Consider the following 23,887-nt stretch of genomic DNA (forward strand, 5'->3'; position numbering starts at 1 on the left):
TATCACAAAGGAGTAATGAATCATGAATGGAACATTGCAAATTCGGGAGCATCTGTTAACGGAACTGGAAACAGGCGTACGTACAGGGGCTTCGTTAATTCGTCTAATTCGTCCAGAGGACTGGGCGTATCGTCCGCAGGACAATATGCGTTCCCTTGTGGAACTGGTGCATCATTTTATCCAGATCACGGCTTCGGATCTTGTCATCATGCAAGAGAAAGGTGAGGCTGAAGTAGGTCGAGTGGAGAACAGTTTATCTGGAAACCAGAATATCGAGCAGCTGGAAAAGACATTATGGAGCAATTTCGAGGCGTACAAAGCATATATTACAAGTCTCAGCGAAGATGACTTTTTGAACCGCTCTACCAAAGCTTTCTACGCAGAGCATGGACACCTGCAGGTGCAGTGGCAGATCGAAACGCTCACACACGTGTTCCACCATCGCTCACAGCTCTATAATTACCTCAAACAGCAAGGCCATGAATTGAACTTTTTTATGCTGTATGCTTAGTTTGTTTTTGGACAAGCGGCTTCGTCGGATCATCCGGCGGGGCTTATTTTGTTTTTCGAGAATATGCGGTATCTCTATTAAACTTGCATGTCAGCTATAAATGTACGTTCTACCACGGTCAATTCACCGTGGCTTTACTAGATTTCAGACATAGAATACCGTATCAAAGTAAAAAGGAGGTGATTTTGATGGCCATCCTTTTACCATTACAGTTCTACAATCTGCCAGCGGGTGTGGGTAAATCCTACTATGAAAACCTGTCTGGCGGCACCAATGCAAGTGTTACGGTGAACAACAATGGACCGTTTCCGGTATCTCTCGTCATCACTCGTGTAAATGCTCCAGTTGTCACTTATGTTGTTCCGGTGAACAGCAGTTTGAGCATTACCGCAAGTCAGGTGCTGGTCTTCGCTTTGCTGGCGAACCAGGGAGGTGATGCTTCCGGTACGATTGAAGTTGCTTTGGCGTAATCTGGTGCGGTAGAAACTTATAGGCCTCTGTCCGACATGTTCGGCAGGGGTCTTTTTTTAGCTGGTGTGATCTGGATTTAAAGTGATATTATACTAAGGTGCGTTGAGTTACTATATTAAGCAGTGTAATCTGCAATGAAGAGAAGGGAAGATAAGATGATTAAAAAATTATTCTGTTATATCCTAGGGGCAAGTCTAGGTTTAACCGTGCTGTTATCAGCGCCCATGTTAGTTCAAGCAGAAAGACAATCATTAAATTACAGTAATGGAGCAGTATATTACGGAGAGACCAAAAACGGAAAACCTCACGGGGAAGGCAGAATGACATGGGGGAAATCCAAAACTTACAATGGAAGTTGGGTTGAAGGCAAACGTTCAGGACAGGGAGTTTATAAAATGACAACGCAGGAAACAGACCGAATCTCAGAAACACAGTATGAAGGAACCTGGAAAAGCGATCAAAAAGAAGGCAAGGGAGTACTGCGTATCACCGAGATTAGTCTAACTGGAGCTATGCTGGAGTCACGAGTGCAAACAGGGACCTTTGCTAAAGATCAGTGGATTGCCGGGTATGATGTACGCAAGGGGGAGTATGACCCTCCGTATTATTTTGCTTATCAGGATGCAAAAATAAAACTTCAAATTTTGGGTGAGGCAGGAGAAATTTTGAAAGGGCTCAAAGAAGGTTATTTCTTCTCTTTTAAGTATCAAAAAGGAAAAGTACATAAAAATGTTGGTGTCGGGGATGAGTATGATCCAAAAGCGTTTCGTTCCTTTATCGTAAGTATAGAAAAAGAGATTAAACCCTATATCCAGCAATTCGAGAAGCTTGCGAAGAAACTATAATTGTTTATCCCGAACGCGGTACGATTAATTACATAATATAGACTGCATGTTGAGATCATGCCTGGGATTCGGGAGGTTAGTAGATGATGAATAGCAGACGGACAATTGTTTTGGAAACGGAGCGACTTGTATTTGCGACATGGGACGAAGGTGATCGTGCCCTCGCGTTTGCACTCTGGGGTGACCATGAGGTGACCCGGTGGGTTAGGGGCAACGAGGTTCTGAGCGAAGAGGAAGTAGAGGCGAGGTTAACTCAGGAGATCGAGCGTGAGAAGCAGGAGGGTGTGCAATACTGGCCCCTTTTTCAGAAAGATTCAGACGTCTTCATCGGTTGCTGTGGTCTCTGCCCTTATGATCCGGAAGAGAACATCTATGAGCTTGGTTTCTTGCTGACTCGTGATCACTGGGGACAAGGATATGCACAGGAAGCGGCGCAGGCTGTTGTTCGTTATGCTTTTGACAAGTTGGAGGTAACGACTCTGGTTGCAGGGCATCATCCGGATAATAAGGCGGCGCAACACATTTTGAGCCAACTCGGATTTGAACGAATGCATGAGCGGCGGGATGAAGCAACAGGTGTGATGAAGCCTTTCTATAGATTACGGAAAAATAATACTGCCCGCTGAGTAACGTTCCAAGGTATCTTATCGCGAGTCGTTTTCATGCATTTTTTATTTCGCGTTCAGCTTCTATTAAGGTGGGGAGGATAAGATAACTCTTGTAAACCCCTTCTCGTGTTAAATAGATGTGTGACTGACCCTGCCGGACGACGGCGGGGTATTTTTTTGCTTATTTTCGACTTTTTATAATAAAATAAAGATAAACAAAAATAAATAAAAGTATTTAAAAGTTTATTCTGTGATAATTGTTGACTAACAAACAGAAACAAAGGTATAATGAATGTGAAAAAAGGAACTTAATTTGATCGTGACAGCCCCATTTTATACTTGAACATAGGAGAGGATTAACATGAACGTGACCCTTCGGACCGCAAGACTAGAGCCTGCCGGATTCGATATTCCATTTGTGCGCGAAATGGCAGAGATTACGCAACATATGTGGAAGAATGGATGGGATGAGCGTAATGGCGGTAATGTCAGCTATCTACTGAAGGAGGAAGAGGTTGCACCGTACATCGATATTCATCATGTGATCCGCACCATCACACCTGCCTTTTCCGTGCAAGAACTGGCGGGACAGTATTTTATCGTTACGGCATCGGGCAAATATTTCAAAAACGTGCTGGCAGACCCGGAAGGCAATCTGGGTGTATTGCGTGTATCTGCGGATGGGCAGAAGCTGGAGGTATTATGGGGACTGAACGGTGGTGCGAACCCGACAAGTGAACTGCCGACCCATTTTATGAGCCATATTGAACGTTTACAAAGAGACCCGAACCACCGGGTTGTCATGCACAACCACGCGACACATGTACTAGCCATGACCTTCATCCATGAGCTGGATGAGGCCAAGTTTACCAAGACACTCTGGCAGATGTGCACCGAATGTGTGGTGGTATTTCCAGATGGCGTGGGGATTATACCTTGGATGATGCCAGGTTCGAATGAAATCGGCCGCGCAACTGCGGAGAAAATGCAGGAGTATCACGCGGTGATCTGGCCTCAACACGGCATTTTCGGAACAGGTACAACGATTGACGAAGCATTTGGTCTGATTGAGACTATTGAAAAGGCGGCTCAGGTATACATGCTTGTTGCAGGTCACGATATTAGACAGCGGATTACGGATGAGCAACTACTTGCCCTTACAGAACAATTTGGTGTAACTCCTCGCCCCGGTATCATTCAAAGTGAATTGTAAACAAGCTCGATATGACAATTGTTTTATATGAAGCTGACCATATGAAATCGTGATCGTGGCCTTTGGTTCTTTGAACCGAAGGCCTTTTTCTTTTTTCGGGCAAACAATCGCCGTTTTAGGTCAAAAACGTTCAATTTGCTCAGCAAGAAAGGCTTTGTTATCAAATATTGAATCGTAGAATGCATTATCACGCGCTGGCGATTTTCGGGTGAAATGACGTATTGTCAATGGCTCTGCGATTTTGCATAATAACTATGCTTCATAGATAAGAACAGACATTGTGATCCAGATGAGAAGCAAAGAAGCTTATAGACAAGAGATGGAAGGAAGTTATGATCATGCTTGGCAAAATGAAGAGAATCTTAATCGGCAAGCCAATGAAGTCGGCTGAATTGGATGCAGAAAAATTGGGGAAATGGAAGGCGCTTGCCATCCTGTCCTCCGATGCTTTATCATCCGTTGCCTACGGTACGGAACAGATTTTGCTAGTGCTGGTTGCGGCGGGATTCGCCGCCTTGTGGTACTCGGTTCCGATTTCCATCGCCGTGCTGGGATTGCTCGTCATTTTAATTTTTTCGTATCGCCAGACCATATTTGCTTATCCTACAGGGGGCGGCGCGTATATCGTAGCCAAGGATAACCTGGGCACCACACCGAGCTTGATTGCCGGAGGTTCATTGCTAGTCGATTATATCCTGACTGTGGCTGTAAGTTCGTCCGCAGGTACGGATGCGATCACATCTGCCTTTCCTGTACTGCATGACTATAGTGTCATTATTGCGCTTATTATGATTGTGTTTCTGACCGTTATGAATCTGCGGGGGGTTACGGAGTCAGCTTCGGTGCTGGCGATCCCTATTTACCTGTTTATCTTTTCGATTGCCATTCTCATTATTTCGGGTGGTATCAAGTTTATGGCTGGCGGCATGCATGCCGCGGCTCCGGAATTCGGAACAAGTCTGTCGCATGTCAGCATCTTTTTGCTGCTTAAAGCGTTCAGCTCTGGATGCTCGGCTTTGACCGGGGTAGAGGCGGTTAGTAACGCTATTCCGAACTTCAAGCAGCCTGCGGAGAAGAATGCGGCCGGAACGCTGTTGCTGATGGGATGCATCCTTGGCGCCATGTTCATTGGCATCACGCTGTTGGCCTTTGGATACGGGATCAAGCCTGATCCGAAAGCAACGGTCATTTCCCAGATTGCCGAAGCTACGTTTGGCAGGGGATGGATGTATTTTATTATCCAGGGCGTTACGGCTCTGATCCTGTTCCTCGCGGCGAATACGGCATACTCGGCCTTCCCGCTATTGTCCTTCATGATGGCAAAGGATAAATATATGCCACATATGTTCATGGTGCGAGGAGACCGTCTAGGCTTCTCCAACGGGATTATTTTTCTCAGCGTCATGTCGGCACTTCTTGTCGTTGGATTTAAAGGGGATACCGGAAACCTAATTCCGCTCTATGCGGTCGGGGTGTTCATTCCGTTCACATTGTCCCAGCTCGGCATGATGATACGCTGGATCAAAATCAAGCCGTCTGGCTGGAAAACAAAGCTGCTCGTGAATACAATCGGTATGCTGACTACGTTGTCCATTACGCTGATTTTTATTTTCACCAAGTTCACGCAGACATGGGTTATTTTTATCTTCTTGCCACTGGTCGTTTATGTGTTCATGCGCATTCGCAGCCATTACTGCAACATCGCAGACGAATTACGTATCGATATTCAGGTGGATAAACCGGCCAAGAAAGGCAATACAATCGTTATTCCGGTGGCGGGCATTACTCGGGTGGTGATGAATACCATCAGCTACGCCCAGACGATGTCGGAACATGTGGTGGCCCTGTACATCGGCTTTGACGATGAGGCTATACGGAAGATGGAACAGAAGTGGGAAGAATGGAATCCAGGCGTCCGTCTGGTCGTGATCAAATCGAGATATCGTAGCATTATGGGCCCGCTGAAGAAATTCATTGATACCGTGGAATGGAAAACAGCCGAAACCGATCATATCACCATCCTGATTCCGCAATTTATTACGAAGCACTGGTGGCAAAATGTACTGCATAACCAGACCAGCTTCATGATTCGGGCTTATCTGATTAATTATAAAGATGTGATTGTGACGACGGTGCCGTATCATCTGAATCGTTAGTGTGAGGATGGGGCGCAACGATATAAAAAGGTTCATCGATGTACCATAATATTTAGTATAGGTTGTACACATCATCTTATCGCAAGGGAAACTCCGAGTTGGAGTGCCCTTGCTTTTTTTCTTCAGACCAGAATCATGATTATGTTAACAATGGAATGGGTAGAAGCAATTATTTCCTAATTACGACAGCAGCCTACAATCAGCAAGTATTAAAGGATAATATGACGAAGTATCCGCAGTTTCAAGGCAGCAGTCGACTAATTGCACGCTTCAGCCGATTCGACAGCAACATCTGGCACAGTTATGTTTTTTTTCTCAGACTTTTTGTAATTATTAACTAAAAGGAAGAATTCTTTTAAAACAAGCGAAAAAAAGATGTATAGTAAGGAGGGGAGGCAAAGTTATCAATAGACAAAGAGTATTTGAAGAAGTAAAGAGACTACATACGTGAAGGAGAAGAAAGAATGAAGAAACTGAGTGTGCTTGTGATGTTTTTTATGCTTTTATTTAGTTCCAATGTGTTTGCAGAGGATTTAAAAGTGAAAGATATTGAACTCGATCCTGCCATTACCGCTTCTGTAGGAGATAAGTTTAATTTGAATATCTATGTTATTTATGATGACGAATTCACATTACATGATGCCAATGATCCGTATTATAAGAGAGCTGTCGGTCTTACAAAAACAGATTATACGATTAGTGATCCCCACCTGCTTCAAGTATTAAGCAATGGCATGGTCAAAATTATAGGAGTTGGTTCTTCCAAAATTACAGTTAAGGTTGAAAATATAGAAAAGTCAGTTATCATTTCAGGAAGCTTAGACAACCCAATCGATGGGGGATATCTAAAAAATGGTGTGACACTTGTTCCTATGAAAGAGGTAGTCCAAGCTTTGGGAGGCAGTGTCAATTATTTGGCTCAGCAGGGTCTCTTTGAAATTAAAGTGGGTTCTACGCAAGTGAATTTGCCTAAATCAGGTACAAAGGCCAGTTTAAATGGAAACTCTCTCACTTTAAAGTCTCCTCTTCTTGTAGAGAATGGCGTGACTTTAATGCCTGCTTCAGTGCTATCTGATGCTTTCGGAGCAGGATTAAAAAATAATGGCGAAACGATGCAAGTATCTATTGGTCAAGGGAAAATGAATATCCAAATTGAAAAGCCAAAGAAACAAAGCAGTACAACAGTGACTAAGCCGACTAAAAAAGGAAAACTATATGCTGTACCGGCAACAGGGGATATGAAAGGCTGGAGTATTCTCAAAGGTCATCCATATGAGAAGAGTGTTATTGTATACTTCAAAGTCGACGGATCGATTGTACAAATCCATACGAAGGACATCAGTAAGGTGGACCTGAACAAAAAGGTAACATGGACAGACCTGAACGGTAAAAAGCATACGAATACCGTAAAGGAGCTATATCTCTTTTTCGGAAAAACAAGTGGGCTATATTCAAGTGAATTACTGTATAAAATGTTCGGAGAGACCTACGCTAACTGGATTGCCATAGGCTCTATTAACGCAGAACAATATGTTGACCAGTATTTACAAAAATAGGGGTATGTTAACGTTTTCGGAAAATAAAATATTTTTCAACGAAGACAAGTGAGTAAAATTTAATTCATGACTTGTTGTTTTCTTCAATATAGAAACAGCTTACAGGCAAAAGCCCGTAAGCTGTTTTTTGTGAACGAATCGTTTCTTTTTCGAAACAAGTATATGCAGGCGATAAACTAGAGGAGAATCCGGCAATTCGTTTCAAGATGATTGACATGCTATCGACTCATATCATATAATCAACACGTTCATTAAATTGATAATGATTATCATTAACGATTAGGGGGGACTACACAGATGAAAAAGCAATGGATTCTACCGTTCATCGTGCTGATGTTGTTTACGATGATTGTCAGCGCATGTGGTAACGGGGCTTCAAGCGGTGCTTCAGACAATGGAAAACAAGAGGCAACTGCAACGGAAGGGACAAGCAGTGAAGGAGGGAATACTTCGGATACGATAACGTATCAATCCGAAACAGGGCCCGTGGAAATTCCGGCTAAACCTCAACGGATCGTTGCTTTGACGAACGGTCCCAATATCCTTTCTATGGATGTAACGCCAGTGGGCGTAGATAAATGGACAGCAGAAAATCCGCTGTTCAATGATAAATTAAAAGACGTTGCTATCGTAAGTGATGAAGATCCGGAGAGTGTCTCCGCTTTGAGTCCTGACTTGATCATTGCAGGTTCGCATATGAAAAATCTTGAACAACTTTCCAAAATTGCTCCAACGATCGTATACACATGGGGTAAACTCGACTATCTGCAACAGCAGCTGGAGATTGGCAAAGTGCTGAACAAAGAGTCTGAAGCACAAGCATGGATTGATGATTTCACCAAAAGAGCCGGAGAGATCGGTGATGAGATTAAAGCGAAGTATGGAGATAAAGTAACGGTGTCCACCATCGAAATCGCTGATAAAGAAGTTTTTGCCATGGGGGATCACTGGGCACGTGGAACGGAAGCGCTGTACCAAGCGATGAAGTTGAATATGCCTGAAAAAGTAAAGAATGACACGTTAAAAGACGGGTATCACTCCTTGTCACTTGAAGTTCTTCCGGAGTACATGGGTGATTTCATCGTGCTCAGTAGAGACATGACTCGGGATAACGAGATTATGAAGTCGGGAATCTGGAGTAAAATCCCGGCCGTTCAGAACAAACAGGTTATTGAGTTAGATACTAAAGCGGTGACGTACAGTGACCCGATTACGCTCGACTACGTATTGAATATTTTCAAAGAAGGATTTCTTGGTACAGGGAAATAATCAAGCGATTAATACCTGAATGGATTCCGAGTAAACCTTTCATAATAAATGCTATAAGAGAAGAGACGAGAGGGCACAAAGGCCCTTTTCGTCTCTTTGTTAGTTAAACGAAAACGGCCTATCTCGTACATTCGAGATAGGCCGTTTCCGTTAAAAGAAACAATGCTATAAGAACAAAATCAACTTACTGCAGCAAAGAATGTCTGAACAAGAGAAAAGATTTATTTATCCTTTAAGTCTGCGATGGATTTGACATCCATATAGGCTGGAACAACAAGCCCCGTTTTTACACCTGTCATATTGGCACCAAGGTCATCCAATTGATCCTTGTACTTAGCCCAATAATCAGCATGTGTCAGGGGAAGCCATGCCGCCGGAGAAGCATCCACGTCGCCTGACGCAACACCCGTCCACATTGGTCCAGCTTCAACTTGTAATGCATTGACTTTATAACCGAGATTGTTTTCCATTACATATTTCAGTAGGTTCGTACTTGCAATCTCGGAGTCCCAGGCAACATAACCGAGACGGAACGTATCACCGTTCACGGGTGTCAGACCTTTCGTCCATTCATCAATCTGATCTTTGTGTTTCTCAGCATAGTCTTTGGCAGCCTGTTCAGGTGACGTACCGTCCTGAATGGCAATCATCATCTCGCCCATCTCATCCGAAGTCCATTTGAAGCGAGACAGGAATTCATAAGCTACCGGATGATCTTCTTTCAGACCTTTACGAGCGATCGTATGAATTTCTTCGGCATCTCCATAGACTTTATCGGGATCTTCCAAATATTTCAGGTCATATTGATTGAACATCCAATGCGGAGTCCAACCTGTAATAATAATTGGTTCTTTATTCTTGTAAGCTTTGTCCAGCGTAGCCGTCATGGCTGCGCCGGACCCTTCTACCAAATTCCAGTTAGTCAGGCCATATTTTTCAATGGCACTGGCGGTGGATTTCATAATACCGGCACCTGGGTCAATACCGATAATCCGGTGGTTGACTTCATCTCCAACGTTGGCATTTGCCGCAGGTGTAGACGAGGAAGCGGAAGAGGATGCGCCCGTTTCCAGATCTTCAATCGAGTTAACGTCCGTCATATATTTAGGAACAACCAGACCTGTGCGTACACCTGTCATATTGGCTCCAAGATCCTCAACCTGATCTTTGTAACGTGCCCAGTAGTCTGCATGTGTAAGTGGCAACCAGGCTGCTGGAGAAGCATCTACGTCACCTGAGGCAACACCCGTCCACATAGGTCCAGCTTCAACTTGAAGTGCGTTGACTTTGTATCCGAGTTTGTTCTCCATGACATATTTCAGCAAGTTAGTACTTGCAATCTCGGAATCCCATGCAACATAACTCAGTTTGAACGCATCACCGTTCACCGGTGTCAGACCTTTTGTCCATTCGTCAATCTGATCCGCATGTTTCTCTGCATAATCTTTGGCAGCCTGTTCAGGGGATGTACCGTCCTGAATGGCAATCATCATCTCACCCATCTCATCCGACGTCCATTTAAAGCGCTTCAGGAATTCATAAGCAACCGGATGATCTTCTTTCAGACCTTTACGAGCGATGGTATGGATTTCTTCAGCATCACCAAACGATTTTTTGGGGTCTTCCAAATATTTCAGATCATACTTGTTGAACATCCAGTGAGGAGTCCAGCCAGTAATGATAATTGGTTGTTCGTTTTTGATGGCTTTGTCGAGTGTAGCGGTCATCGCGGCACCCGAACCTTCAATCAGGTTCCAGTCCGACAATTTATAATCCTTGATGGCTTTGGCGGTTGATTTCATAATGCCTGCACCTGGATCGATACCAATAATCTGATAGTTCACTTCCTTACCTACAGCATTGGCTGCCCCATTGTTGCCACCAGCGGAAGTTGTGCTGCCCGTGAAGTATTGAGAGAAGCCAGCAACAAGTACAAGTAGTGTTGCCGCTGCAGTAATCCATGCCTTTTGTTTCGTAGAGACACGGGAAGTTTTTTTACGGCCAGGCATAAACAGATTTTGGGTAAAGCGGTCAAGCACGATGGCAAGTACCACGACAGCAAGACCGGCTTCAAAACCTTTACCAATCTGAAGCTGCGTTACAGCACGGTACACTTCTGCACCGATACCCTGTGCACCGATCATAGATGCAATAACAACCATGGACAGGGACAACATGATCGTCTGGTTAATACCGGACATCACCGTAGGCAAGGCGAGTGGAAGCTGTACCTTGAACAATTTCTGAGCCGAAGTGGAGCCGAAAGCATCCGCTGCCTCCACCAGTTCGCTCGAAACCTGTTTGATCCCCAGGTGAGTCAGACGAATGGTAGGTGGAATGGCGAAGATTACCGATGCAATAACACCCGGAACCACACCTAGACTGAAGAATGTAACGGCTGGCAGCAAATACACGAATGCTGGCATCGTCTGCATGAAGTCCAGCAGCGGTGTGATAATTCGCGCAGCTGTTTTGCTGTAAGCCAGCCAGATACCGACGGGCACACCGAGCAGTATAGAGATCAATCCTGACGTAATAACAAGACCGAGCGTGTCCATCGATTGGGACCAGTAGCCCAGGTTATCGACAAGCAGGAATCCAATAACCGTAAACAAGGTTAATGGCAGCCTTCCTAGCAGAAAGGCCAGTACACCTAGTATGGCAATGAACAGAAGCGGATGAGGCAACATAAACAGCCCCGAGAAAAATCCAACCACTTCCTGAATAACGACAGAGATTACTTTAAACAATCCGGAGAGCGAGGAGCTCATCCAGTCAACGATGGATTCAATCCACGATGCTAGTGGTATTTTGGGTATCATTCAGAGCTTCCTCCTTTTCTGCAACTTCACCGCTTAGTGCACCGAGCAGGGCACCGCGAACGATAACACCTTGCAGACGGCCAGTTTCGCTTACAACGGCGAGAGGCACATGGGCTGAACTTACGATCTCAAACAATTCATGAATTAGGGTATCAGGCGACACGGTCGGCCCATCTGTAATCAGAATGTCGTTTAAAACTTTATTTTCGCGCATTGCACGGGTTGCGTCTTCTGCTGTAATGACACCCAGCAGTTTTTTGGAGCGATCAATGACAAACAGGTTCGAGATGCCTCGCTCACGCATTAACTCGAGAGCAACACGAGGACCACGATCGGTTGTAATTGTTTCAGGACGACGCATAACGTGTGATGCTGTGAGGACCTTGGACAAGTCCACGTCTTCGACGAAGCGGGCCACGTATGAGTTGGCCGGTTGAATCATAATTTCCTCCGGTGTACCGATCTGCACAACGGCGCCGTCCTTCATAAGAGCAATCCGATCGCCGATGCGCAGCGCTTCGTCCAAGTCATGGGTAATGAAAATAATCGTCTTTTTCATCTTATCCTGAAGCTCAATCAACTCATCCTGCATATCACGACGAATTAATGGATCAAGTGCGCTGAAAGCTTCATCCATCAGCAGTACTTCCGGATCATTCGCAAGTGCCCGAGCGAGGCCGACACGTTGCTGCATCCCGCCGCTCAGTTCATCCGGCATTTTGTCTTCCCAGCCTTTAAGGCCAACCAGTTCGAGTGAGGTCTTGGCTTTCTCACGGCGAACTTCCTTATCTACCTTTTGAATTTCCAAACCGTATTCCACATTATCAAGAACAGTGCGGTGCGGAAACAACGCAAACTTCTGGAACACCATACTGATCGTTTTCCGGCGTACTTCTCGCAATTGTTCTTTGTTCATTTTTCGCAAATCTTTGCCATGAACCAGAATTTCTCCGGATGTTGGTTCAATCAGGCGATTGAACATCCGAACCAGTGTGGACTTACCACTACCGGACAGCCCCATAATAACGAAGATTTCACCTTCTTTAATTTCCATGTTGACCCGATTGACACCAACCGTTATTTGTTTTTCTTTGGCCAACTTTTCTTTGCCCCAACCTTGCTCCAGTAATTCAAGACCTTGCTCGGTTTGGGGGCCAAACAGTTTACTTACGTTTTTTACTTCAAGTATGGTCATGTTTTCACCCCTTCTGATGTGTTGTGCACTTCGAACGGCCTTTAGCAACCACAAGCCCATACACTTGTGCGCCCAGCCACGAAATCCGGTAATTTTTGCTTCGCTTCCCGTCTTTCTGGGTAACGGTTTGTATTCTAACAATAGTTAACCAGTATAGCAACCGAATAAACAGTACATAATGTTTATACAGTAAAAACTGTACAAAGTTTTCCTTCGAAATGCTCTGTTTATCTCCTTATTATGGCTAATCAGACATCTTTACATTTATTATTGCTTTTCCTACAATAGAAAATGAGCTGAATTAAAGCTTATTTTTTTGGTTAAATGATCATCGTAGGCAAATTGAAGCATGGTAAAGTTCCCAAGATAATCCATTGGGTGTGAGGTGTTTTCTAGCTTATAGAATATCCAGTTACATGCTTTCCCATGTAAGCAGAGCTTGAACATGCTGATTTTTTGCCAAGACTGGAATGTCAGAATGGAGGTTGCAAGCATGAGCTTGGACCATTTGCAAGAGGATCAGCAGACAGCGGTGCTGAAGATCCGTAAACGCGTTATCGAAGCCATTGGACGAAATATGGATCTATACGGCGTAACGTTGTCCACGGGACATTTATATGGATTGCTATTTTTCGCAGAAAAACCGATGACCCTTGATGATATGGGCCGGGAAATGGAAATGAGCAAAACAAGCATGAGCACCGGAGTACGAACTCTGCTGGATCTAAAAATGGTAAATAAGGTGTGGAGCAAAGGCTCCAGAAAAGATCTATATGAAGTGGAGTATGACTGGCATCAGACGTTTACGGATTATTTCGCCATTAAATGGAGAAAAGCGGTGGAGAGCAACCTTCAGATTCTTCGCAAATCCGTTGACGAGATGAATCGGTTGATGGATCAGCTTGATGAGCAGACTGACGCTGAGCTTCTGCAAGTACTGCATGAGGACAAGCGTAAAGTATTGCAAGCGGAAGCATACTACCGATGGCTCGACAGGCTTATTGATACGATGGAAGATGAAGAAATCTATAAGCTTGTTCCAAAAGAAGAGATTAAAGAAGAAATGAAAGAACAGTTATAAGCCCGAAACAAAGGACCCATTCCGTCAGGAAGGGTCCCTTTGCTTTTTATCGCCCGATGACACTCAAGTTTTCGTGTGCCAATGCCGTAGAAGGATGCATGACGACGGGCTTCAACAGGTTTTTCTTTTTCCGTTGTATATGTTCTGAGGGAATCCGCAATGTGGAGCCTTTGGCTTGTGAATGACTAAGCGGAGAATTCTTTCGGTCTGTCCAAACGACATGCTTCCGGTCGCGATTCGATGTGAATGCAGAGGATGGAGCGACTTCTAACCGATAAAGTGCAAGTTCCTTGAAGTATTGCTTTGCTTGCTTCTCACGCCCGGTAAGCTCTGCCAACCGAATATGAGTTTCTTTCCAATCATCGGTCACTTCAACAATAACCACAGGAGCAATACCTTTCAGTTGATCATAATAAGGTTGGCAGGAACCGTCACCAATAATCAGATCGGGTTTAGCCTTGCGAAGTTGTTCAAATGGGTTCGTCAGGTTACGTTCTTGCTCAGCGGTTTTCTTATTCTGATTATAGCCCCAACTCAGTGATTCGACTGGCTGTAGTCCCAAGGAGCGCAGGTGCTCATCAAAGCCAGCGCTGGATATTGTGGCTACACGTAACCGATGTTTCTTCATATATATACTTGGCGAAATGCCAGTCATCTGCTTGAATTTACGACTAAAATAATATTCATTGCAATATCCAACGGATTCTGCAACCTCTTTGAGAACACAGTTTTCCTCTATCAGTTGTTTTTTGGCTTCTTCAATCCGTAGCCGATTGAGATAATCGGTAGGTGACATGCCTTTTGCTTTTTTGAAGCTGCGGGAATATGAGCTTGGGGTCAGTCCGGCGATTTTGGCCAGATGATCCATGCTAATGCCTTCACTCATGAAACGACGCATATATGAAATGCTACGCTCCAGTGCGGGATCTACCTTTTCAAGGTTTTCTTCCAGTCGATGCTCTGACAGGAATTGTAGAAGTTCATGTAACTGACTATGTATGCTGACAAAATGATCTGCAAGTTCCCCTCGATAGGAATCATACAACTTGGCCATTCGTTCTGCTGCCTGCTGTTCATGCCGGATACGTATTTTGCCCGTCTGCCATTCAAACGGAAGAGAGGAAGAAGCGGTCATTTTCCACTCGCCTCGTACTCGCAGCATATTGACTTGTTCCATACTTAACATAAGGAATTCAGTGATTCCTGAATGAGCCACTGCATCAATGGTCAAGCCGGGTTGGATCAGAAACAGTTCACCAGCCTGTGCTTCGTAAACGATGTCGTCCAGAACCAGAAGGCCGTTGCCTTTTAAAATAAGACAAAGTATGGGCCGGCTTACCGTGATGCCTTGTATACGGAAATTTTTCCCGCGACGTACTCGGCACATGGAAGAGAGTAGCGGTAAAGAAGAGGTTTCGGTTAATACGGGAAACGATTCATTCATACGGACCATCCTTTTGTCTTATTTTCTTAATGATAACAATTATCATTCTCAAATGGAAGGCGTTTTGGAAAAATAATTTCGACAAAATAGAAAACGTGGAAAGAAAAATGCAAATTGTATACGTCGAATGTAACATATACGTCAAAATGTGAGCATCACAAAAAAAAGATGACACTCAGCACCAAAGCTGTAGAGTCATCCTTGTTCTGACCTGAAATGAACGAATCTGGAACGGACTTAATTCAGTGTAATCAAAAGAATGTTGTCCAGGAAAATATCACTTAATGCTTGTTGTCCTGTTCCATTGGCCGCTGCATGATATAAACGGAATTCATCTTTCGCATGGATGTAGAAGATTCCAGGAACATCATCTCTCAAGTGGAACGTTTCCCATTCGTCAGCAGCTATTTTGCTTACTTTTAGAGACGGATTGACCGCGTATAGACCATTTTTTCCAGAAATGTAGACAACCTCCGGTTTATCATTCATCCATTGATTCGTAACGTACGTTACGTTGCTCAAGTTGAGATTAGACGTTTTACTCACCTTGCTCGGAGTAACCGTTTTGGCGTACGCTTTTTGATCCGCATCAATGATTACCACTTTGTCTGTTCCAACTGTACTGACTTCTCGCACGCTTTTGGAGTGAAGCTGAAATGTTTTACCGGATGTTGTTAATGCATAAGCTTTGCCCAGGGCATAGTTATAATCCTTGTTGCTGTCCAGCTTGATACCGCTATTGTACACATATAGATTGTTGCTCCAGCCACCGGAATAAACGGCGTTTACATCAAGCTTGGCTTTTGCGTTCACGGCCGTGCCTTTACCTGTGTTGTAGTTGGCCTTGTACATCACAATTGCTTTTGTAGAGTAATATTGCTCGTCAGGATTGGTGTTGACCATGAGTTGTAATTCATTTTTGGCAAAGTTCACAAAATAACGACTCTCTACAGCACCTTGGGCCAGCTTCTGTACGTTTCCAGTACCGTTGGATGCTTTGGAAGCCACCCACGTATTCCCGCCAACCAAGGCATTATAGTACACACGCCCTTTGGTCACGATTAGAAGTGGATGGTCTGTATTAACGTTGTCCGCAATTTTGATTGCAGATGATATACCTTCGTCGCCATTGGCACGATATATGCTTCCCTTGGAGTCTATGTAGTAGATAAATCCGTTATCCGCATAATAATTGATGATATCGGAAGCGAATGTCTCGGGTGCATCGCTGGAACCGTCATTTGGAACGCGAAGCAATGTTGTGGAAGTAGAGGACTGAGTGTAGTAGAGATATGATCCCGCTGCAGTCAAATCTACGCCTTCAAAATCAATTAATACTTCCGCTGGATTGCTACCATCTCCGGATACTTTGTAAAGTACGCCATCCGATTCATAATAGACGGTTGACTGGCTTAGCGAAGCTGCTTGGGCAGCGGTTCCGCCTGTTAATGTAACTGCTGTAATGAGTGTAAATAACAGCAATGCACAGAGGGTGCGTTGTACGTATGTATACCCTGTCTTCATTCTTTATTCCTCCCCTTGGATATATATGTGGTCAATTTCTTATGTTATATCGGTAAACTATGGAATTTATGTTAGATCTAGAATGGGGATGAGAACGGGGATAGAAGGAGAAAAAGCTAGAGAATGAAATTGAATTTCATACATAGTTCAACCTGAAATCAAATTGCGCATGATGCTGCCATTCTCATTACAAAGCATTCTCCATCTTACTTGGTCGTGATAACATTACAGCCAACCAGAGAGGAGTGAGCGATCAAGCTGCGAAGAAAGGCGACTACATAATCAACGACAGGAGCTAAGTGAGATGATGAATATAGCAACGATTGGCACAGGTACCATTGTAGATGCCATTTTATCCGCGATCAATGAACTGGAGGATGTCAACGTAACTGCGATGTACTCCCGCAAGAGAGAGACTGCGCAAGAGCTTGCAGATAAATATGGGATAAGTACAATCTATACCGACCTGGAATCCTTATTTTCGGATCAAAATGTAGATCTCGTTTACATTGCTTCGCCCAATAGTATGCACTACGAGCAGGCTTATCAGGCCCTTCAACATGGTAAACATGTTGTATGTGAAAAACCGTTCACGTCCACGCTTCAGGAAGCAGAAACGCTGATTGCACTTGCAAAAGAAAAGAACCTGTTGCTGTTTGAGGCCATCTCCAACATTCATTTGCCGAACATTAAAGTGATACAGGAGCAACTACCGAAGCTTGGCCCGATTAAACTGATTCAGTGTAACTACAGTCAATTCTCGCGTAAATACAATGATCTTCTCGCGGGGCAGACGCCGAACGTATTTAATCCCGAGTTCTCTGGTGGAGCGCTGATGGATATCAACATTTACAATCTGCATCTGGTTATGAGTTTGTTTGGCAGTCCGAACACCGTGTCGTACACGGCGAACCAGCATGCGAACGGCATTGATACGTCAGGAGTTGCGGTTCTCAAATACCCGGAATTTATTGCTGAATGTGTTGGGGCCAAAGACACGAGCGGCATGAACTTTGTGCTCATTCAGGGAGAGAAAGGTTATCTTCAGGTTGTAGGAGGCGCGAACGGTTGCCGGGAGATTAAGATTCAGATCGGGAATGAGCCTGCTGCGGAGTATAATGCACAGAGCAAAGCCAATTGGCTGTACTATGAGTGGGAAGCGTTCAGAGACATTTATCTGGCTAAGGATTACAACCGGTGCTATGAACTGCTTCAACACAGCCGTTCCGTAATGAACGTACTGGCGGAAGCTCGCAAAAATGCGGGAATTGTTTTTGCCGCGGACGCGGATAAATGATTAATGATAAATCTCAGTAGTTGTCGCTGATGCTCGCCATATACAGCATATCAAACAGATAGAGTACCGAGATCATGGAAGACATTTTGGACAACCTCAATTGTTCGTTATAACCATAGGTTAGCAGTGTTTCATCACAATGTCTGGACAGCGTTGAGAGATTGTTTCCGGTCACCGCGATGACGTTCCGTTGCTTATGGTTCAATACTTTGGCGACTTCAATCATGGATGAGTTTTCTCCCGTATGGGAAATGACAAAAGACAGGATGAATTGGCTGGAATTCATCGTGTTCAAATAATGCATGTTGGGACCATTGTGCGCAACCGCCCCAATGCCAAGCTCGTTCCATTTGGCGCAAGCCTGCTGTGCCAAATAATAATTCATGTCACTACCGTAGATATCGATACGTGCGGATTCTTTGACCCAATTCGCGATTCGTACTAAAACAGGAGCGTTTACCATACGGCGTGTCTCATCCAGCGCCTGGTGATATAGGTAGGGAACCGAGTCGATCGCAGCCAGTACATTGCCTTGTTCTGTGATTGTATGATCCGGCGTCCGTAATGGGGAAGAAGGTTGTTGCTGATATTCTAGCGCAAGCTTCAACTGAAAGTCTGGGTACCCTTTGGTACCCAGCTTTTTGCATAGGCGAACAATGGTGGACGCGCTTGTATAAGTCTGCTGAGCCAGTTCATGGGCTGTAGAATGGAATACAACTTCGGGGTCGTTCAGGATATAGTCCACAATATGCTTCTCCTGTGCTGTTAATGGTGAAGCATATTTTAATTTCTGGAGTAGGTTGTATTCCATGCTGTTGTTCCATTCCTCTCTATAATCATCCCGAGTACATGTCTCCACATCATAACTCGCGTCTGTTTATTTCTCAATCAGATCTGACTCTCCGCAAGTTGCTGACGGCGGTTCCACATGGTTACGAGACGGAGTAAAATAAAACTCGTGAGCAGCATCACTGCACCGGTGCCCAGCAACATCCATGGTCCAATCATTAACATACCGGTGGCCTGACCAGCAATCAGGGCAATCAGGGGCAAGACAACAAGTCCGCCAAGCTGGTAGGCTTCCTGGAATCCCCGTACTTTAGCCGAGATCAGCACATTGAGGAGAATAACGGCTAAACTGCACGTAGGGACCACCCAAAGGATCAGAATGATCCAGTTCCAGTTCGGAAACATCAGTGTGCCGAAGATCGGGTACATCAGGATGTTGGCAATGACCCCATAGATGATGAAGGTCACCCAGGACAACAACACTGACGGAATGAAAGCAGCCAGAACTTTACCTCTAAACAGCGTATTCATGCTCATTGGTGTAAATAGCAAACCTTCCAGTGTCTTGCGTTCCTTCTCGCCGGCGAAACTGTTGGCAGTCAGGATGCTGGAAGCCATCACTGGAATGATGAGAAACAAGGGGGCGAACATATACAAGCCAAGAAAATAAACAATGCGTTGATTGTCTGTGCTCATGGCAGCAAGGGAGGGCATCTGTCCACTCTGAATGAGCTTGTCTAATGTGTCCAATACAACATTTAAGTTACTTATCGAGTGTAGATCCACCCGGGATGCAACCCACAACATAGCAGAGGGAACAATGATTCCGATAATTAGCGGTACAATCAGCATGGGCAGCCATAGCTGCACGCTGGATGTGACAGAACGAATATCTTTACGAATGAGTGCACGTATCGCTTGACGATTATTCATGTGCATTCGCCTCCCTTATCGCAAAATAGATGCTTTCCAGATCATTGCCTTCCATACGTGCCTGATAAACCTGACCATGCTCGGTCAGCTCCCGAAGCAACAACGGAATATGCTCACGAGATGATAATTGAAACGTTGCTGTATGCGCTGTAACCGTCTCGGGCGAATACTTTCCTATCTTCCAACCGTTTGGCATATCTGCTTCGACCTCTAGCCGCGGTGCGGATGGATAACGCTGAATGATCTCCTGTTCAGTCCCTTTCTCAACAACACGACCTTTTTCCATAAAAATATAGTGATCACACACCGCGGAAAGCTGGGAAAGCACGTGTGAGGAGATGAGAATCGTCAGGTTCAGCTCCGTATTTAACTGACGAATGATGCGAAGCACCATCTGGATTCCGTCAGGATCGAGACCGTTGGTTGGCTCATCGAGAAACAGAATAGAAGGACGGTGCAACAGCACCCGTGCCAGACCCAAACGTTTTTTCATACCCGTGCTGTAGGTACCGACTTTACGATGCTGGTAATCCTGAATCTCAAGGAGATGCACTAACTCGTCAATGCGTTCAGTCGCACCATTTAGCCCGAACGCATCCGCAAAAAATAGCAGATTATCCCGCCCGCTCATATTTTCATACAAACCGCTTTGTTCGGTGAGTGTGCCGCACATCGCCAGCACCTTTTCCGTCTCGCGCGAAGTATCTATGCCTTGAATGGTCACCTGGCCGCTGTTTGCACCCAGAACTCCGTTCATGATCCGAATGAGGGTTGTTTTACCGGAGCCGTTTGGGCCAATAAGCCCGGTTATACTGCCCTGTTGAATCGTGAAGCTGACATCTTGCAGCGCTTGATGCTCCCCGAAATATTTGTTTATATTGAGAACCTTAATCATGTATAATCACCGTCCGTTTTCCAAATTTGATGATTATACGTCCAGCGTTGTCAGATCGTTCAACTAAGACTAAAGAAATATATTATTGCTTCAATAGTCCTGAAATCCTAGTGCATAATTCCCCGGGAAATTTCACCAAATCGGGTCTAAGGTTTGTTTTTTTGGCAGGCTGTACAATGTATCCTTGAAAAGAAGGTATGAAGGCCGTTTGTTTGCTGTTTCATTGCTATAGATAATGGAGTAATAGAGTATAGGCCGATATATACATAATGAGTTCGTCTAACACATCCATTTATTCAGTGTGGAGATGTTAAAGCCGGCTAAGTGCTGTGTTAGACCCAAAGGAAAGGTGAAGTGGTTCATGAGTACACCCAATGAATATCGCTTTCAGGTGAACCTGAGCGGAATGATCCAAATTTTATCGAATCATTTATACAGCAGTCCAAAAGTTTTTCTGCGTGAGCTTATGCAGAATGCAACAGATGCAATTACGGCACGCAAGGAAGTGGAACCGGGATATCAGGGAGAAGCCCGTATTGAGCTAACAGGAACCGGAGATCAATTGACGATGATGGTGGAGGACAACGGAGTTGGTTTGACCGAAGCGGACATCCATGAGTTTCTAGCGATGATTGGACAATCCTCGAAGCGGGGACAACAGGAATTGCTGGATGGCGAGACATCGTTTATCGGGCGTTTCGGTATTGGTCTGCTGAGCTGTTTCATGGTCAGTCATGAGATCGTCATGCTGACTCAATCGGTGAAGGGCGGCCCTTCCATGGAGTGGCGCGGCAAGCCGGATGGTACATATACGATCAGGCAGCTGGACACGCAATTGTCTCCCGGAACGAGAGTATATCTGCGTTGTACGCCGGAAGCGGCACACTACTTTGAAGCGGAGTATGTGAAAGAAGCTTTATTTTATTATGGCGCGCTCCTGCCTTATCCGGTCACGTTGATTCATGACGGGAAGCAGACTGTTGTTAATCAGGATTCTCCAATCTGGCTAACACGTCCAGAGCTTGCTCGTTCCTGCCGCGCGGAAGTACTTGCTTTTGGAGAACGTCTGCTGGGGGAGAAGTTCCAGGATTTCATCCCGCTGACAACGGCTTCGGGGCGCACGGGAGGCATTGCCTATGTGTTGCCGCACGCCGTGAATCTGAATGCCAAGCGTTCCCACCGGGTTTATCTGAAGCGTATGCTGATTTCGGAGAAAGCCGAGAACATTTTGCCAGAGTGGGCGTTCTTTGTGAAATGCCTGATTTGGACCGACGAACTACAGCCGACCGCTTCAAGGGAGCATTTTTATGAAAATGAAAAGCTGGAAGAAGTGCGCTCCGAGCTCGGAGACGCGCTGCGGTTGGGTCTGACCGAGATGGCTGAACAGCAGACTGAACGTCTGCAGAAGCTCATTCGTCTCCATGCGCTCTCGATGAAGGCGCTGGCTGTCCAGGATCAGCAATTTTACGCGATGATTCATCGCTGGTTGCCTTTCGAAACAACGCGTGGACACCGGGAACTGGGTGAACTGATTGATGAAGGAGAGACACTGTACTATACCAGCACCATTGATGAATACCGCCAGATTCACCATGTGGCTTCCGCACAGTCCATGCTGGTGGTTAACGCAGGTTACATCTACGATAAAGAACTGATGGGGATGTTGCCTGTCATACTGAATAACGTAGAGACCGAGCGCATTGAACCAGATGAAGTATCGATGACATTCACGGATGTTGCACCGGCTGAACGTAACCAGTATTATGATGCGCTACGCCTGGCAGATTCGGCATTACAACGTTTCCGCTGCCGCGCAGAGGTGAAGGGCTTCAAACCCGCTGACTTGCCGGTGTTGTTCACCCTTTCGCAGGAATCATCCACGCTGCGTGCGCTGGAAAAAGCGAGCGAAGAGAGTACAGACTTATTCTCGTCTGTTCTTGGTTCGTTGTCAGCAGGCATTAATTCGGCAGGATACTCGACGTTGTATCTGAATGTGAACAATCCGATCATTAAACGGGTGTTGACTTCGCCAGATAATCAGATGACACCGATTGCTATAGAAATGTTGTATGTTAACGCCCTGATGATGGGGCATTATGCCATGAACAAACAGGAGCTTGAAGTGTTGAACCAGGGAATCGTACGGTTTATTGATTGGGGTTTACGCGCAAATAATAATCATGAGGGAGATGCCTGATGAAGACAGAGATGGATTTCGAAGATTTGATGGAAGAGGCCTATCAGCTGCCTAACGGTGCGGCGAAGCTTGGTCTATTAGAGGAAGCAGCGAGAGTAGCCGATGTCAATGGCATGGTTGAAGAAGCATATGAAGCACGTTCAGAGATTGTGGATGTAGCTACCTTCTGTGGGTATCCGATGAAAGCTTTGATCGCTTTCTCTTGGCAGCTGGGCAAGTTCGATCAGCAGCCAGAGCTGTATGATGAAGAAACGTTATTGTGGTCTTATAAATGGATTCTCGGCAAAATGCCCGATTTCCCTGAAATTTCACGCGAGAAGATTATGGAGCTGTTAGAAGACTTCGGGGCACGGTTTAAGTCTTATGGGTACAGCGAGCGTTCTTATTGGTATTACCGCTTCCGCATCTTTATGGATTTCGGAGAGCTGGAGGAAGCAGGGCGCAGTTATGACAAGTTCAGAGCCTTAGACCGCGACTTCATGAGTGACTGCGAGGCCTGTGAGCAGGATGAGATTCTGCGTTATTTTATGTTAAAAGGAGACGACGAGAAGGTGCTGGAAGTGGCCAAGCCGATTCTCAAAGGACGTATGAGCTGTGCGGAGATCCCACATCTGACCTTGTCCGAAGTTCTGATGCCGCTGTATCGTCTTGGACGGAAGGATGAGGCAGATAAACATCAGGTTAAAGGATATCGTTTAATCAAAGGTGAAAATGATTTCGTGCAGAGTTTTTCCGAGCAGATGGAGTATCTTACACTTACGAATCCTGCCAAAGGGATTGATATCCTTGAAGAAACACTGGTGCTCGCAGCCGATCATGAAGATGCGTATGCCAAAATGATGTATTATGCCAAGGCCGCTACGTTATTGCGGCGCTGGACTGAAGAAAAAGACTCGGAAGGGTATCGTCTGCGTCTGCCGGCTTCCTTCCCGTATGAGGGAGACCCGGGAGATCTACTCAAACTTGCAGATTATTTTGAGGAGTATGCCAAGGCTACCGCAGTCAAGTTTGATCAGCGTAACGGAAACACACATGTATCCTCGTTAATTGCATAACTTAAAAGGCTTGTTCGTGAGGGAGA

Annotated in this window: 19 protein-coding genes; 12 read left to right on the forward strand and 7 right to left on the reverse strand. The window is 45.2% G+C overall.

What is annotated here, in order from left to right; translation table 11 throughout:
- Positions 1-22: 22 nt before the first annotated feature.
- From Q9R46_RS02090 to Q9R46_RS02125, 8 genes are all read left to right on the forward strand, one after another.
- Entirely contained in the window at positions 23-511 is a 489-nt protein-coding gene (locus Q9R46_RS02090) for a DinB family protein (protein ID WP_311278775.1), read from the forward strand.
- A gap of 188 nt (positions 512-699) precedes the next feature.
- A complete protein-coding gene (locus Q9R46_RS02095; protein ID WP_311278776.1) occupies positions 700-981 on the forward strand; it encodes a hypothetical protein in 282 nt (93 codons plus the stop codon).
- Positions 982-1,137: 156 nt separating this feature from the next.
- On the forward strand, positions 1,138-1,827 hold the full coding sequence (locus Q9R46_RS02100) for an MORN repeat-containing protein (protein ID WP_145333387.1): 690 nt from the start codon (positions 1,138-1,140) through the stop codon (positions 1,825-1,827).
- A gap of 83 nt (positions 1,828-1,910) precedes the next feature.
- Positions 1,911-2,453, forward strand: coding sequence for a GNAT family N-acetyltransferase (locus tag Q9R46_RS02105; protein ID WP_311278777.1), 543 nt, complete (start codon positions 1,911-1,913; stop codon positions 2,451-2,453).
- A 343-nt stretch (positions 2,454-2,796) separates the two neighbouring features.
- A complete protein-coding gene (rhaD, locus tag Q9R46_RS02110; RefSeq protein ID WP_311278778.1) occupies positions 2,797-3,648 on the forward strand; it encodes a rhamnulose-1-phosphate aldolase in 852 nt (283 codons plus the stop codon).
- A 338-nt stretch (positions 3,649-3,986) separates the two neighbouring features.
- Positions 3,987-5,804, forward strand: a complete 1,818-nt coding sequence (locus tag Q9R46_RS02115) for an APC family permease (protein WP_311278779.1) — start codon at positions 3,987-3,989, stop codon at positions 5,802-5,804.
- Between the two features lie 464 nt (positions 5,805-6,268).
- On the forward strand, positions 6,269-7,360 hold the full coding sequence (locus Q9R46_RS02120) for a copper amine oxidase N-terminal domain-containing protein (protein ID WP_311278780.1): 1,092 nt from the start codon (positions 6,269-6,271) through the stop codon (positions 7,358-7,360).
- A gap of 297 nt (positions 7,361-7,657) precedes the next feature.
- Positions 7,658-8,629 carry an ABC transporter substrate-binding protein gene (locus Q9R46_RS02125; RefSeq protein ID WP_311278781.1) on the forward strand — a complete coding sequence of 324 codons (972 nt, stop codon included), beginning with the start codon at positions 7,658-7,660 and terminating at the stop codon, positions 8,627-8,629.
- Between the two features lie 221 nt (positions 8,630-8,850).
- Here the strand turns inward: Q9R46_RS02125 and Q9R46_RS02130 are convergent, their stop codons facing one another.
- Entirely contained in the window at positions 8,851-11,451 is a 2,601-nt protein-coding gene (locus Q9R46_RS02130; RefSeq protein WP_311278782.1) for a glycine betaine ABC transporter substrate-binding protein, read from the reverse strand.
- Complete coding sequence (locus Q9R46_RS02135; RefSeq protein ID WP_311278783.1) at positions 11,417-12,646, reverse strand: quaternary amine ABC transporter ATP-binding protein; 1,230 nt, start codon at positions 12,644-12,646, stop codon at positions 11,417-11,419. Before Q9R46_RS02135 ends, Q9R46_RS02130 begins: the two co-directional genes overlap by 35 nt.
- 493 nt (positions 12,647-13,139) lie before the next feature.
- Here Q9R46_RS02135 and Q9R46_RS02140 point away from each other — a divergent pair, with 493 nt between their 5' ends.
- A complete protein-coding gene (locus Q9R46_RS02140) occupies positions 13,140-13,727 on the forward strand; it encodes a GbsR/MarR family transcriptional regulator (protein ID WP_090918165.1) in 588 nt (195 codons plus the stop codon).
- Between the two features lie 46 nt (positions 13,728-13,773).
- Here Q9R46_RS02140 and Q9R46_RS02145 read toward each other — a convergent pair whose 3' ends face one another.
- Positions 13,774-15,171 (reverse strand): helix-turn-helix domain-containing protein, encoded by a 1,398-nt coding sequence (locus tag Q9R46_RS02145; protein ID WP_311278784.1) that lies wholly within the window; start codon positions 15,169-15,171, stop codon positions 13,774-13,776.
- Between the two features lie 237 nt (positions 15,172-15,408).
- The gene (locus tag Q9R46_RS02150) at positions 15,409-16,695 is read right to left on the reverse strand and encodes a DUF5050 domain-containing protein (protein WP_311278785.1); all 1,287 of its coding nucleotides are present in this window, start codon (positions 16,693-16,695) and stop codon (positions 15,409-15,411) included.
- Between the two features lie 307 nt (positions 16,696-17,002).
- On the opposite strand from Q9R46_RS02150, the gene Q9R46_RS02155 reads away from it, so the two are divergent.
- Positions 17,003-17,992 carry a Gfo/Idh/MocA family protein gene (locus Q9R46_RS02155; protein WP_311280927.1) on the forward strand — a complete coding sequence of 330 codons (990 nt, stop codon included), beginning with the start codon at positions 17,003-17,005 and terminating at the stop codon, positions 17,990-17,992.
- A 13-nt stretch (positions 17,993-18,005) separates the two neighbouring features.
- Here the strand turns inward: Q9R46_RS02155 and Q9R46_RS02160 are convergent, their stop codons facing one another.
- The 3 genes from Q9R46_RS02160 to Q9R46_RS02170 form a co-directional block, all read right to left on the reverse strand.
- Positions 18,006-18,803 carry a MurR/RpiR family transcriptional regulator gene (locus Q9R46_RS02160; RefSeq protein ID WP_311278786.1) on the reverse strand — a complete coding sequence of 266 codons (798 nt, stop codon included), beginning with the start codon at positions 18,801-18,803 and terminating at the stop codon, positions 18,006-18,008.
- A 77-nt stretch (positions 18,804-18,880) separates the two neighbouring features.
- Positions 18,881-19,714, reverse strand: coding sequence for an ABC transporter permease subunit (locus Q9R46_RS02165; RefSeq protein ID WP_311278787.1), 834 nt, complete (start codon positions 19,712-19,714; stop codon positions 18,881-18,883).
- Entirely contained in the window at positions 19,707-20,609 is a 903-nt protein-coding gene (locus tag Q9R46_RS02170) for an ABC transporter ATP-binding protein (RefSeq protein ID WP_311278788.1), read from the reverse strand. The genes Q9R46_RS02165 and Q9R46_RS02170 overlap by 8 nt, the downstream gene beginning before the upstream one ends.
- Before the next feature lie 361 nt (positions 20,610-20,970).
- Here Q9R46_RS02170 and Q9R46_RS02175 point away from each other — a divergent pair, with 361 nt between their 5' ends.
- Entirely contained in the window at positions 20,971-22,806 is a 1,836-nt protein-coding gene (locus tag Q9R46_RS02175) for an HSP90 family protein (RefSeq protein ID WP_311278789.1), read from the forward strand.
- Positions 22,806-23,861 (forward strand): hypothetical protein, encoded by a 1,056-nt coding sequence (locus Q9R46_RS02180; RefSeq protein WP_311278790.1) that lies wholly within the window; start codon positions 22,806-22,808, stop codon positions 23,859-23,861. Before Q9R46_RS02175 ends, Q9R46_RS02180 begins: the two co-directional genes overlap by 1 nt.
- Positions 23,862-23,887: the final 26 nt, after the last annotated feature.

It is taken from the genome of Paenibacillus sp. RRE4, assembly GCF_031844205.1.
GTDB lineage: Bacteria > Bacillota > Bacilli > Paenibacillales > Paenibacillaceae > Paenibacillus > Paenibacillus xylanexedens_B.